The 13,512-nt window shown below is 61.3% G+C and carries 11 protein-coding genes; 6 read left to right on the top strand and 5 right to left on the bottom strand.

Annotation, left to right across the window (positions count from 1 at the left end):
* Window positions 1-265 precede the first annotated feature (265 nt).
* Window positions 266-1,000: a phosphoadenylyl-sulfate reductase gene (locus ACWHXD_RS22625; protein WP_014719506.1), complete on the bottom strand. Its 735-nt coding sequence runs from the start codon at window positions 998-1,000 to the stop codon at window positions 266-268.
* 151 nt (window positions 1,001-1,151) lie between these two features.
* On the opposite strand from ACWHXD_RS22625, the gene thrH reads away from it, so the two are divergent.
* Window positions 1,152-1,769, top strand: a complete 618-nt coding sequence (gene thrH / locus ACWHXD_RS22620) for a bifunctional phosphoserine phosphatase/homoserine phosphotransferase ThrH (protein WP_032895783.1) — start codon at window positions 1,152-1,154, stop codon at window positions 1,767-1,769.
* 110 nt (window positions 1,770-1,879) lie between these two features.
* Here thrH and pabB read toward each other — a convergent pair whose 3' ends face one another.
* From pabB to rloA, 4 genes are all read right to left on the bottom strand, one after another.
* Window positions 1,880-3,223: an aminodeoxychorismate synthase component I gene (gene pabB, locus ACWHXD_RS22615; protein ID WP_138762368.1), complete on the bottom strand. Its 1,344-nt coding sequence runs from the start codon at window positions 3,221-3,223 to the stop codon at window positions 1,880-1,882.
* Between the two features lie 99 nt (window positions 3,224-3,322).
* Entirely contained in the window at window positions 3,323-4,309 is a 987-nt protein-coding gene (locus tag ACWHXD_RS22610) for an alpha-L-glutamate ligase-like protein (protein ID WP_003193326.1), read from the bottom strand.
* A complete protein-coding gene (gene rloB / locus ACWHXD_RS22605; RefSeq protein ID WP_003193324.1) occupies window positions 4,309-5,841 on the bottom strand; it encodes an osmotic stress tolerance membrane protein RloB in 1,533 nt (510 codons plus the stop codon). The genes ACWHXD_RS22610 and rloB overlap by 1 nt, the downstream gene beginning before the upstream one ends.
* 18 nt (window positions 5,842-5,859) lie before the next feature.
* Window positions 5,860-6,384, bottom strand: a complete 525-nt coding sequence (gene rloA, locus ACWHXD_RS22600) for a retropepsin-like aspartic peptidase RloA (RefSeq protein ID WP_014719501.1) — start codon at window positions 6,382-6,384, stop codon at window positions 5,860-5,862.
* A 270-nt stretch (window positions 6,385-6,654) separates the two neighbouring features.
* Between rloA and ACWHXD_RS22595 the strand changes: the two genes are divergently transcribed.
* From ACWHXD_RS22595 to prpF, 5 genes are all read left to right on the top strand, one after another.
* Window positions 6,655-7,368, top strand: a complete 714-nt coding sequence (locus tag ACWHXD_RS22595) for a GntR family transcriptional regulator (protein WP_003193321.1) — start codon at window positions 6,655-6,657, stop codon at window positions 7,366-7,368.
* Window positions 7,365-8,258, top strand: coding sequence for a methylisocitrate lyase (gene prpB / locus ACWHXD_RS22590; RefSeq protein ID WP_003193320.1), 894 nt, complete (start codon window positions 7,365-7,367; stop codon window positions 8,256-8,258). The genes ACWHXD_RS22595 and prpB overlap by 4 nt, the downstream gene beginning before the upstream one ends.
* 42 nt (window positions 8,259-8,300) lie before the next feature.
* Window positions 8,301-9,428, top strand: a complete 1,128-nt coding sequence (gene prpC, locus ACWHXD_RS22585) for a bifunctional 2-methylcitrate synthase/citrate synthase (RefSeq protein WP_138762367.1) — start codon at window positions 8,301-8,303, stop codon at window positions 9,426-9,428.
* A gap of 188 nt (window positions 9,429-9,616) precedes the next feature.
* Window positions 9,617-12,211 carry a Fe/S-dependent 2-methylisocitrate dehydratase AcnD gene (acnD, locus tag ACWHXD_RS22580; protein ID WP_044275119.1) on the top strand — a complete coding sequence of 865 codons (2,595 nt, stop codon included), beginning with the start codon at window positions 9,617-9,619 and terminating at the stop codon, window positions 12,209-12,211.
* An 11-nt stretch (window positions 12,212-12,222) separates the two neighbouring features.
* Window positions 12,223-13,413, top strand: a complete 1,191-nt coding sequence (gene prpF, locus ACWHXD_RS22575) for a 2-methylaconitate cis-trans isomerase PrpF (RefSeq protein ID WP_020302624.1) — start codon at window positions 12,223-12,225, stop codon at window positions 13,411-13,413.
* Window positions 13,414-13,512 lie beyond the last annotated feature (99 nt).

Below are 13,512 nucleotides of genomic sequence, written 5' to 3'. Positions count from 1 at the left end.
TGCAGGGCTATTTATAGACAGCGCCATCGGCGCAGAGAGATGTTACGTTTTGGTGCGCTGTACATTAAGTTGCACACAAAAATGGCACCTATGGTTGCAAGGTTGTGTACAAGATTTACCGGGCCACAAAGCAAATCTCGCTTTCTGTAGGAGCGAGCTTGCTCGCGAAAAACTTAACGACCCCGCGTTTATTCAGGAAGCCCGCGTTATCGTTGACGTTTTTCGCGAGCAAGCTCGCTCCTACAGAGGCGGTGGCGTCAGAGGCTCAAGCCTTGCTGATGATATTCCCCGCATGCAGCCCGCATTCCTTCTGCGTGGCTTCTTCCCACCACCAGCGGCCTTCACGTTCATGCTGGCGGGGCAATACCGGCCGGGTACACGGTTCGCAGCCGATGCTGATAAACCCGCGCTCATGCAGGCTGTTGTACGGCAGTTCCAGCATGCGGATATAACCCCACACCTCCTCGCTGGTCATCTGCGCCAGCGGGTTGAACTTGTACAGGGTGCGTTCTGGCGTGGAGAACGCCGTATCGATTTCCAGCGCCGCCACCTGGCTGCGAGTGCCGGGGCTCTGGTCGCGGCGCTGGCCGGTGGCCCAGGCACTCACACCTGCGAGTTTGCGGCGCAGCGGTTCGATCTTGCGGATGCCGCAGCATTCGCCATGGCCGTCCTTATAGAAACTGAACAGGCCTTTTTCTTTGACGAAGGGCTCCAGCTTGCTCGGGTCCGGCGAGATCAGTTCGATGTCGATCTTGTAGAACTCACGCACCTGCTCGATAAACCGGTAGGTCTCCGGGTGCAGGCGGCCAGTGTCGAGGCTGAACACCTTGACGTTCTTGTTCAGCTTCCAGGCCATGTCCACCAGCACCACATCCTCGGCACCGCTGAAGGAAATCCACAGGTCATCGCCGAACTGGCTGAACGCCAGCTTGAGAATGTCCTGGGCAGACTTGTTGGCATAAGTCGTGGCGAGTTCAACGACGTCGAAGGCTTGGTTCATCAGGACGGTTCCTACAGGTCAGTGGCGCTGAGCGCTCTCTAGGAGGGCGATGGTATCAAAATCTGTCCCGCGTTGCGGCGGCGGGCGTGAGTCGCTAGAGTTCGGCAGTCCTTTTGCTCGCTCAACTAACAACATCTAATAGGAGTGTCGTGTGGAAATTGCCTGCCTTGACCTGGAAGGGGTGCTGGTTCCGGAGATCTGGATCGCCTTCGCCGAGAAAACCGGCATTGAGTCCCTGCGGGCCACCACCCGTGACATTCCCGACTACGACGTGCTGATGCAACAGCGCCTGCGCATCCTCGACGAGCATGGGCTCAAGCTGGCCGATATCCAGGCCGTGATCGCCACGCTCAAGCCGCTGGACGGCGCCATCGAGTTCGTCAACTGGCTGCGCGAGCGCTTCCAGGTGGTGATCCTGTCCGACACCTTCTACGAGTTCTCCCAACCGCTGATGCGTCAGCTGGGCTTCCCGACCTTGCTTTGCCACCGCTTGATCACCGATGAAAACGACCGGGTGGTGAGCTACCAACTGCGCCAGAAAGACCCCAAGCGCCAATCGGTGCTGGCATTCAAAACCCTCTACTACCGCGTGATCGCTGCCGGTGATTCCTACAACGACACCAGCATGCTGGGTGAAGCTGACCGCGGGATTCTGTTCCATGCGCCGGAGAATGTGATTCGCGAATTCCCGCAGTTCCCGGCGGTGCATACGTTTGAAGACTTGAAGAAAGAGTTTATCAAGGCGTCGAATCGGCAGTTGAGCCTGTAAGTTATGTGGCGCGGCTGATTGCCCCATCGCAGGCAAGCCAGCTCCCACCTTTGATCGCTGCGCGGTCGAAAGTGGGAGGGGGCTTGCCCCCGATAGGGCCGGTACAGGCCCTACAAACCTTCCAATGTCTGTAACAACACCCGCACCTTCGTCAGCGACTCCTGATACTCCGCCTGCCACTCTGAATCCGCCACAATCCCACCGCCACCCCAGCAACACACTTGCCCGTCCTTGACCAGCAAGCTGCGAATTGCGATGGAGCTGTCCATCTCGCCGCGCACGTCCAGGTACATCAGCGAGCCGCAATAGAGCCCGCGACGGGTGGGTTCAAGCTCGTCGATGATCTGCATCGCACGAATCTTCGGTGCGCCGGTAATGGAGCCGCCGGGGAAGCTGCCGGCGATCAGGTCGAGGGCGTCTTTGTCGTCGGCCAATATGCCGGTGACACTGCTCACCAGGTGGTGCACGTTGGGGTAGCTTTCCAGGCTGAACAGTTCCGGCACTTTCACTGAGCCTATACGGCAACTGCGGCCAAGGTCGTTGCGCAGCAGGTCAACGATCATCAGGTTTTCTGCGCGGTCCTTGGGGCTGGCGAGCAACTCAGCGGCGTTGGCGGCATCCTCTTCGGGTGTTAAACCGCGAGGGCGGGTGCCCTTGATCGGGCGGGTTTCCACTTGACGCTCGCTGATGCGCACAAAGCGTTCCGGCGACAGGCTCAGCACCGCGCCGTCATCGGGCAAACTCTGGAACCCGGAAAACGGCGTCGGGCAGGCTTCGCGCAGCGCGCAGTAGGCTGCCCACGGATCGCCGATGCACGGCGCACGAAAGCGTTGGGCAAAGTTGACCTGGTAGCAGTCGCCGGCCTGGATGTAATCCTGGATGCGAATGATGGCCTGGTGATAAGCCTCGGCGCTGAGGTCCGGGACCATGGGGCCGTGAAGCTTGAAGGTCGTCGGCGCATCGCTTTGTGCCTGACTGAACAGGTTGATCAAGCGTTGCCGCTCGCTGTCGGCCAGCGCAGGGTGAAAGACCAACTGGCTGGTTTGCACCTGGTGATCGCTGACCAGCGCCCAGGCATAGAGCCCGAAACGCGCATCGGGCAGATGCAAATCGTCCACGGCCAGGTGTGAAACCTGCTCCAGGTGCCGACCAAAGTCATAGCTCAGGGAACCGATCAAACCCCCGGCAAACGGTAATTCATAGCCGTCAGGCAATGTCGCTTGACCCAACTGCGTCAGGTTCTTGCGCAAGCGTTGCAGGAAATCACCGCCACTTTCGTCCGGCCCTACCGTCAGGGTCGCTTCGGGCCAGGCACTGAGCAGGTCATACCGGCCGCGAACAGCCATCGGGCGGCCGCTGTCGAGCAGCACCGCACCAGGGGCGTGGCGAATGACCGCAAAGAACTCGGTGGGATTGGCCCGGTAGGGCAACGGGTATACGGAACAGGTCGACATGCGGGGGTGGATCAGCCAGTGGCGCGGGGGAGGGATTGTAGTCCCCTGTAGGATTTGCTCCTAGAGGGGATGTCGGGGATAGACAGTTCGAAGACCGGATCAGCCTTCCACGGGCGGTATATGCCCGAACATTTCTTGCACGAACTTCACACGCTCTTCCGGCGTTTCTGTCACCCCGGCCGCCTTGAGTTCTTCCAGTCGTGCCTCCACCGCATGGGTGCGCAACGTCAGGCCGCAGTCGTTGGCAATCTGAATGTTCAGCCCAGGCCGTGCGTTCAGCTCAAGGATCAGCGGGCCTTTTTCCTGGTCCAGCACCATGTCCACGCCGATATAGCCCAGCCCGCACAGCTCATAGCAGCCAGCGGCGAGCTTCATGAAACCGTCCCAGTTGGGCAGTTGCACGCCATCCACGGCGTTGGTGGTGTCGGGGTGCTTGGTGATGATGTTGTTCAGCCAGGTGCCGCGCAGGGTCAGGCCGGTGGCCAGGTCCACACCCACGCCAATCGCGCCCTGGTGCAGGTTGGCCTTGCCGCCGGATTGGCGGGTGGGCAAGCGCAGCATCGCCATCACCGGGTAGCCCATCAGCACGATGATGCGGATGTCCGGCACGCCTTCATAGCTGATGCTTTTGAAGATTTGGTCGGGCACCACGCGGTACTCGATCAATGCGCGGTCTCGGTGGCCGCCGAGGGAATACAGGCCGGTGAGGATGCTGGAAATCTGGTGCTCGATCTCCTCATGGCTGATGATTTTGCCGGACACCGTGCGATAGCGCCCCTCGAAACGGTCGGCCACCACCAAAATGCCGTCACCACCGGCGCCCTGGGCGGGCTTGATCACGAAGTCGCTGCGCCCACCGATAATCTCGTCGAGCTTGTCGATTTCCTTTTCGGTGGAGATCACCCCGTACATTTCCGGCACGTGGATGCCGGCCGCCAGGGCCCGTTCCTTGGTGATGATCTTGTCATCCACGATAGGGTACAGGCTGCGCTTGTTGTACTTGAGCACGTAGTCGGCATTACGCCGGTTGATGCCCATGATCCCCCGCGCTTCCAGGGCCTTCCAGGTCTTCCAGAAGCCGAACATCAAGAATCAGCCTTCAGGAACGCCTTGAAACGCACCAGCTCGGTGAGGCGGTAGCCGCGATAGCGACCCATGGCCAGCATGAAGCCCACCAGAATCAACAGGATCGCCGGGAAGGTGAACACGAAGTAGACCAGCTCCGGCACGCTCATGATCAGGTGTGCCAGGGACGCGGCGAACAGCGTGCCAATCGCGACTTTCAGCGCATGGTTGGCACCACGTTCCTCCCAGGTGATCGACAGGCGTTCGATGGTCATGGTCAGGATCACCATCGGGAACAGCGCCACCGACAAGCCCCGCTCCAGCCCCAACTTGTGGCTGAACAGGCTGATGGCGGCAATCAGCACGACCACGAAGGTCAGCACCACCGACAGCCTCGGCAGCATTTGCAGTTTCAAGTGTTCCAGGTACGACCTGAGCGACAGGCCCAGCGCCGTGATAATCGTGAACAGTACAATCCCGAAGCCCAACTGGGTCTCGCGGAACGCCAGGGCGATCAGCACCGGCGTGAAGGTGCCCAGGGTCTGCAGGCCGATGAGGTTACGCAGGATCAAGATCACCAGCACGCCAATCGGGATCATCACCATGATCATGAAGGTCTGCTGGGTTTGCAGCGGCAGCCCGTACAACGAGTATTCGAGGAAGTTGGCGTCGGTGTTTTCGTCCGTCAGCTTGGCCAGGCGGATGGCGTTCATCTCGCTGTTGTTCAGGCTGAAGGTCACCATGGCTTTCTTGCCGCCATCGACGGTGATCAGGTTTTCATCGCCGGTCCACCACAGCAGGCGGTCGGCGGGCAGGCCTTGTTCGCCGGTCTCCGGGTTGAAGTACAGCCAGTCGTTGCCGTTGAAGCTGCGCAGCCACAGTTCCGGGGTTTGCGGCTGGTCGGCCACCAGGCGGATGGTATGGACTTTCTCTACCGGCACGTGGGCGATGGACAGCAGCAGCTCGACGATCTTGGCTTTGTGCGGCGTCGAGGGGTCGCCGGCCAGCAGCAACTTCACATTGTCGTCGTTGAGGTTGTTGGTGCGCTTGATGGCTTCGCTGATAAAGGTCTCGACGTCGGCCGAGTGCTGGCGGATTGGCGCCAGCAGGGCTTCGGCGGCGATCTTCTCGGGGCCTTCCACGGCGATGCTGTCGCGGAAGGTCGGGCCTTTGATCTTGACCTTCTCGCCGCTGTAGCGCTTGGTCAGCACCAGGCGGTAATACAGGGTCTGGTTGCCCTTGGCCCGACGCGCCGACCAGGTAACCTTGCGGTTGCCGTCGATGCGGTTGACGCTCACCCCGTAGTTGTTCGAGATAAAGCTTTCATTGAGGCTGACGAAGTCGCGGCTCAGGGGCGGCACGAACATCTGGATCTTGACCGGGTCTTTCGGGTTGGCGACGAACTCGACCTTGGCGTCGATGTTCCACAAGTCGTCGGTGGCATCTTCGGTGACGGGAATCCCCAGCACGAAGATCTGATAGGCGGTGACCGAAATGCCCAGCACCACCAGCAAGGTGATCAGGATTTTCAGGTGCAGGGTCAGAGAGCGCATTCGGTTTACTCGGCGGTATTAAGCGTCGGCGGCGCAGGCGGGTTTGCCTGCTGCATATTTAAGACTGGGGTCGACCAGCGCATCAAAGCGTTTCAAGGCTTCGGAGCCAATCAGCAGCGGGTATTGGAATGCGCTGCGGTCAGTCAAGTTCACTTCGATGCTGCGTAAAGCACTGCCCATGCAGATATCCAGCGCAATCACTGGGCGGGCGGTGTAGTTCTTGTCCTCATCGGGGTCGTAGTCGCCGGCGCGGCGCTTGATCTTGCTGACACGCGCCAGGGGCAGTTCGATGGGGTGGGAATGGGCGGTGTCGATGGCCAGGTAGAAGCGTACCCAGGATTCGCCATTGCGCTTGAAGCGCTTGATATCGCGGGCACTCAACGAGGCGGTCTTGGCGCCGGTGTCGAGTTTGGCCGCCACTTCCAGGTCGATACCTGCAAGCTTGGCGTATTCATTCAGGCCGTACACGGTCTTCTCGGCGCCAGCGCCAAGGCTCGGTATGCACAGCAGGCACATCACTAGTAGGTAAGGCTTGAGTCTCATAAATCCTGAGGCAGGGCAGTGCACTGTTCATTTCAAGGCGACTGGCATTGCTGCGCAATCTCGGGTGCGCCCTTTCATCATCTGATGTCAGGCAAAAGCGGCGGGCATTCTAACATGATGCTTTTTTGGCGCCAGCGCTGGCAGGCGGCCATGCCTTGGCGAGCGAATGAGGGGGTTATTAGACGATTGTCGACAATGTGTATTTATTCTTTGACTATGCTGGGCTAATTGACTAGTTTTTGCGGCATTGCTTTTAAAGGTGTCGACAATATGTTGGAGCAACTCGAAAAACCAGCCGTGGCACCAGACGATTCCCAGACCATGTCGGAGAACGTCTTCCGGCGTATCCAGGCCGCCATCGTCAAAGGCGAAATCGCCCCCGGCAGCAAGATTTCCGAGCCGGAGCTGGCGCGCACCTACGGCATCAGCCGCGGCCCGCTGCGCGAAGCGATCCATCGCCTGGAAGGCCAGCGCCTGCTGGTGCGGGTGCCTCATGTCGGCGCGCGCGTGGTGTCTTTGAGCCACGCCGAGTTGGTCGAACTGTATGAAATTCGCGAGTCGCTGGAAGGCATGGCCTGTCGCCTGGCCGCCGAGCGCATGACCGACGCGGAAATCGAAGAGCTGCGCCAGGTGTTGCACACCCACGAACGGGACGCGGCGTTCCAGGCTGGTGTCGGCTATTACCAGCAGGAGGGCGACTTCGATTTTCACTACCGCATCATTCAAGGTGCCGGTAATCGCACCCTCACCCAAATGCTTTGCGGCGAGCTGTACCAATTGGTGCGCATGTACCGCATCCAGTTCTCCGCCACCCCCAATCGTCCACGCCAGGCTTTTGCCGAGCATCACCGCATTCTGGACGCGATTGCCGATCGCGACGGTGAACTGGCCGAACTGTTGATGCGCCGGCACATCGGCGCCTCCAAACGCAACATTGCCCGTCACTTCCCGGACGGTGCGCCTTCATCACGAGGTGAGTCATGAGTTCCAACAACAACAGCACTCCCGGCCAACGTTTCCGTGACGCCGTCGCCAGCGAACAGCCCTTGCAAGTGGTGGGCGCCATCAACGCCAACCATGCGCTCTTGGCCAAGCGCGCCGGCTTCAAGGCGATTTACCTGTCAGGCGGCGGTGTAGCCGCCGGCTCCCTCGGCGTGCCAGACCTGGGCATCACCGGCCTGGATGACGTGCTCACCGACGTGCGCCGCATTACCGACGTGTGCGACCTGCCGCTGCTGGTGGACGTGGACACTGGTTTCGGCTCCTCGGCGTTCAACGTGGCGCGTACCGTCAAGTCGATGATCAAGTTCGGCGCCGCTGCCATCCATATCGAAGACCAGGTCGGCGCCAAGCGTTGCGGTCATCGCCCGAACAAAGAAATCGTGTCCCAGCAGGAGATGGTCGACCGCATCAAGGCCGCCGTGGATGCGCGCACCGATGACAGTTTCGTGATCATGGCGCGCACCGACGCCCTGGCGGTCGAGGGCCTGGAGTCTGCCCTGGAACGTGCCGCCGCGTGCATCGAGGCCGGTGCCGACATGGTGTTCCCGGAAGCCATCACTGAACTGGAGATGTACAAGCTGTTCGCCTCCCGCGTGAAGGCGCCGATCCTGGCGAACATCACCGAATTCGGCGCCACACCGCTGTACACCACCGAACAGTTGAAATCTGCGGATGTTTCCATTGTGCTGTACCCGCTCTCGGCCTTCCGTGCCATGAACAAGGCCGCCGAGAATGTCTATACCGCGATTCGTCGCGACGGTACTCAGCAGAACGTGATCGACACCATGCAAACGCGCATGGAGCTTTACGATCGCATCGACTACCACACCTTCGAGCAGAAGCTCGACGCGCTGTTCGCCGCGAAAAAATAAACCCTGTGGTTCCCTGAACAACTACAAAATTGGAGAACGAACATGGCTGAAGCTAAAGTATTGAGTGGTGCTGGCCTGCGTGGCCAGGTCGCCGGGCAGACTGCACTGTCCACCGTGGGCCAGGCCGGCGCTGGCCTGACCTACCGTGGCTACGACGTGCGCGAACTGGCCGCCGACGCCCAGTTTGAAGAAGTCGCCTACCTGCTGCTGTACGGCGAACTGCCGACCCAGGCCGAGCTGGCCGCCTATAGCAACAAGCTGAGCAAATTGCGTGACCTGCCCCAAGCCCTGAAAGAAGTGCTCGAACGCATCCCCGCCGACGCCCACCCGATGGACGTGATGCGCACCGGTTGCTCGTTCCTGGGCAATATCGAGCCGGAGAAAGACTTCAGCGTGCAGCGCGATGTCACCGACCGCCTGCTCGCCGCGTTCCCGGCGATCATGTGCTACTGGTACCGCTTCAGTCACGACGGCCAGCGCATCGACTGCGTGACCGACGAGCCGAGCATCGGCGGCCACTTCCTGCACCTGCTGCATGACAAGAAGCCGAGCGAGCTGCACGTCAAAGTGATGAACGTGTCGCTGATCCTCTATGCCGAACACGAATTCAACGCTTCGACCTTCACCGCACGGGTGTGTGCATCAACCTTGTCCGACCTGTATTCCTGCGTCACCGCCGCCATCGGCTCCCTGCGCGGCCCGCTGCACGGCGGTGCCAACGAAGCGGCAATGGAAATGATCGAGCGTTTCTCCTCGGCCCAGGAAGCGGTTGAAGGCACCCTTGGCATGTTGGCGCGCAAAGACAAGATCATGGGCTTTGGCCACGCGATCTATAAAGACAGTGATCCGCGCAACGAGGTGATCAAAGGCTGGTCGAAAAAACTCGCTGACGAAGTGGGCGACACCGTGTTGTTCCCGGTCTCCGAAGCCATCGACAAGACCATGTGGGAACAGAAAAAGCTGTTTCCCAACGCCGATTTCTACCATGCCTCGGCGTACCACTTCATGGGCATTCCGACCAAGCTGTTCACGCCGATCTTCGTGTGCTCGCGCCTGACCGGCTGGGCTGCGCATGTGTTCGAGCAGCGCGCCAACAACCGCATCATCCGTCCAAGCGCCGAGTACACCGGCGTTGAGCAGCGCAAGTTCGTGCCAATCGAACGTCGCTGAAAAACTACTATCTCGGGCTGGAAACCCGATCAAAGTGTGGGAGCGGGCTTGCTCGCGAATGCGGTGTAACAGTCGCCGAGTGTGTTGAATGACACGCCGCTTTCGCGAGCAAGCCCGCTCCCACATTTAGGTCTCATTCCAACTCTGGATCCGGCTTCTTTTGCACTTACCGTGACCGAGTCCTGACGATGAACACTGAATTTCGCAAACCGCTCCCCGGCAGCCGCCTGGATTTTTTCGACGCCCGTGCGGCTGTCGAAGCAATCACCCCCGGCGCCTACGCCACGCTGCCCTACACCTCGCGCGTGCTCGCCGAGAACCTGGTGCGCCGTTGCGACCCGGCTACCCTCGACGCGTCCCTGAGCCAACTGATCGAGCGCAAGCGCGACCTCGACTTCCCGTGGTTCCCGGCCCGCGTGGTGTGCCATGACATCCTCGGCCAGACCGCCCTGGTCGACCTCGCCGGCCTGCGTGATGCCATCGCCCAGCAAGGCGGCGACCCGGCGCAGGTCAACCCGGTGGTGCCCACCCAACTGATCGTCGACCACTCCCTGGCCGTCGAAGCCGGTGGCTTTGACCCGCAAGCCTTCGAAAAAAACCGTGCCATTGAAGACCGTCGTAACGAAGACCGTTTCCACTTTATCGAGTGGACCAAAAAGGCCTTCAAGAACGTCGATGTGATCCCGCCAGGCAACGGCATCATGCACCAGATCAACCTGGAGAAAATGTCTCCGGTGATTCAAGTACGTGACGGCGTGGCCTTCCCGGATACCTGTGTCGGCACCGACAGCCACACGCCTCACGTAGATGCCCTGGGCGTGATCGCCATCGGCGTCGGTGGCCTGGAAGCCGAGAGCGTGATGCTCGGCCGCGCGTCGTGGATGCGCCTGCCGGAAAGCGTGGGCGTGGAACTGACCGGCAAGCTGCAACCGGGCATCACCGCCACTGATATGGTGCTGGCGCTCACCGAGTTCCTGCGTCAGCAGAAAGTTGTTGGCGCCTGGCTGGAGTTCTTCGGCGAAGGGGCTGCGGCACTCACTTTGGGTGACCGAGCGACCATCTCCAACATGGCCCCGGAGTACGGCGCCACCGCCGCGATGTTCTACATCGACGCGCAGACCATTGCCTACCTCAAACTCACCGGCCGCGAAGACGAACAGGTCGCCCTGGTCGAGCAATACGCCCGTCACACCGGCCTGTGGGCCGACGACCTGAAAGGCGCGCGGTACGAGCGCAGCCTGAGCTTCGACCTCTCCAGCGTCGTGCGCAACATGGCCGGCCCGAGCAACCCCCATGCCCGCCTGGCCACCCGCGACCTGGCGTCAAAAGGCATCGCTGGCCAATGGGATGACGTGCCGGGGCAAATGCCCGATGGCGCGGTGATCATCGCTGCCATCACCAGTTGCACCAACACCAGCAACCCGCGCAACGTGATCGCCGCCGGCCTGTTGGCACGCAACGCCAACAAGCTGGGGCTGACCCGCAAGCCGTGGGTCAAGTCGTCGTTGGCGCCGGGCTCGAAAACCGTGGCCATGTACCTGGAAGAAGCGGGACTTGGCCATGAGCTGGAAAAACTCGGGTTTGGCGTGGTGGCCTTTGCCTGCACCACCTGCAACGGCATGTCCGGCGCGCTCGACCCGGTGATCCAGCAAGAGATCATCGACCGCGACCTGTACGCCACCGCAGTGTTGTCGGGTAACCGCAACTTTGACGGGCGCATTCACCCTTACGCCAAGCAAGCCTTCCTGGCGTCGCCGCCGCTGGTGGTGGCCTATGCGATTGCCGGCACCATCCGTTTCGACATCGAGAAGGACGTGCTCGGCCTGGACGCCGACGGCAAGGAAATCCGCCTGCAAGACATCTGGCCGAGCGATGAAGAGATCGACGCGGTGGTCAAGGCTTCGGTAAAACCCGAGCAATTTCGTGCGGTGTATATCCCGATGTTCGCCATCCACGAAGACACCGGCCCCAAGGTCACGCCGCTGTACGACTGGCGCCCACAAAGCACCTATATCCGCCGCCCGCCGTACTGGGAAGGCGCGCTGGCCGGTGCACGGCCGCTCAAAGGTATGCGCCCGCTGGCGGTGCTGCCGGACAACATCACCACCGACCACTTGTCGCCGTCCAACGCGATCATGCTCGACAGCGCCGCCGGTGAATACCTGGCGAAAATGGGCTTGCCGGAAGTCGACTTCAACTCCTACGCCACCCACAGGGGTGACCATCTGACGGCGCAGCGCGCCACCTTCGCCAACCCGAAACTGTTCAACGAAATGGTGCAGGAAAACGGCAAGGTCAAGCAGGGCTCTCTTGCGCGTATCGAGCCGGAAGGCAAAGTCACGCGGATGTGGGAAGCGATTGAAACCTACATGGAGCGCAAACAGCCGCTGATCATCATCGCGGGCGCCGACTATGGCCAGGGTTCGTCCCGCGACTGGGCGGCCAAGGGCGTACGCCTGGCCGGTGTGGAAGCGATTGCCGCTGAAGGCTTCGAGCGCATCCACCGCACCAACCTGGTGGGCATGGGCGTGTTGCCTCTGGAGTTTCTGCCAGGCACCGACCGCCACACCCTCAAGATCGACGGCAGTGAAACCTATGACGTGGTCGGCGAGCGTACCCCGCGTGCGCAACTGACCTTGGTGATCAACCGCAAGAATGGCGAACGTGTCGAGGTGCCGGTGACGTGCCGCCTGGACACCGCCGAAGAAGTGTCGATCTACGAGGCGGGTGGCGTGTTGCAGCGTTTCGCCCAGGACTTCCTGGAATCAAAGGCGACCGCCTGAAGAGGATAACCATGGCACACGTAGCGCAAATCAAAATCCCCGCCACTTATATGCGTGGCGGCACCAGCAAGGGCGTGTTCTTCAGCCTACAGGACCTGCCCGCAGCGGCGCAGGTGCCAGGCCCTGCACGCGACGCCTTGTTGCTGCGGGTGATTGGCAGCCCCGACCCCTATGACAAGCAGATCGACGGCATGGGTGGGGCCACCTCGAGCACCAGCAAGACCGTGATCCTGGCCAAAAGCAGCCGCGCCGATCACGACGTGGATTACCTGTTTGGCCAGGTCTCCATCGACAAGCCATTTGTCGATTGGAGCGGCAACTGCGGCAACCTGTCGGCGGCGGTAGGCTCGTTCGCCATCAGCGCCGGCCTGGTCGATGCGGCCCGCGTGCCCCACAACGGCGTGGCCGTGGTGCGGGTGTGGCAGGCCAATATCGGCAAGACCATCATCGCCCACGTGCCGATCACTGACGGCGCGGTGCAGGAAACCGGCGACTTTGAGCTGGACGGCGTGACCTTTCCGGCCGCCGAAGTGCAGTTGGAGTTCATGGACCCGGCGGCGGAAGAAGAGGGCGGTGGGGGTTCGATGTTCCCCACCGGCAACCTCGTCGACGACCTGGAGGTACCCGGCGTCGGTACCTTCAAGGCCACGTTGATCAACGCCGGTATCCCGACGATTTTCATCAATGCCCAAGACCTGGGCTACACCGGTACCGAGCTGCAAGGCGCGATCAACAGCGACCCCAAGGCCCTGGCGATGTTCGAGACCGTGCGGGCGTATGGCGCGTTGCGCATGGGCTTGATCAAACACCTGGACGAAGCCGCCCAGCGCCAGCACACGCCTAAGGTGGCATTCGTGGCCAAGCCTGCCGATTACGTGGCCTCCAGTGGCAAGGCGATCAAGGCCGGCGATGTGGATCTGCTGGTGCGCGCCTTGTCCATGGGCAAACTGCACCACGCGATGATGGGCACCGCGGCGGTGGCGATTGGCACCGCGGCGGCGATTTCTGGCACCTTGGTCAACCTGGCGGCGGGCGGCGTGGAGCGCAATGCCGTGCGCTTCGGGCACCCGTCCGGCACCTTGCGAGTCGGCGCCGAGGCCAGCCAGGTGGACGGTGAATGGGTGGTGAAGAAAGCCATCATGAGCCGCAGTGCGCGAGTGTTGATGGAAGGCTACGTGCGCATCCCCGGCGACGCCTTCTAGCTTGATCGTTCCCGCGCTCCGCGTGGGAACGCCGCCTGGGACGCTCTGCGTCCCGCTGTGACGCGGAGCGTCACGGGATGCATTCCCACGCGGAGCGTG

The sequence above is a fragment of the Pseudomonas fjordensis genome (assembly GCF_976987115.1).
The sequence above is the reverse complement of the archived record's forward strand: the minus strand, read 5'-3'. Positions and strand labels throughout refer to the sequence as shown.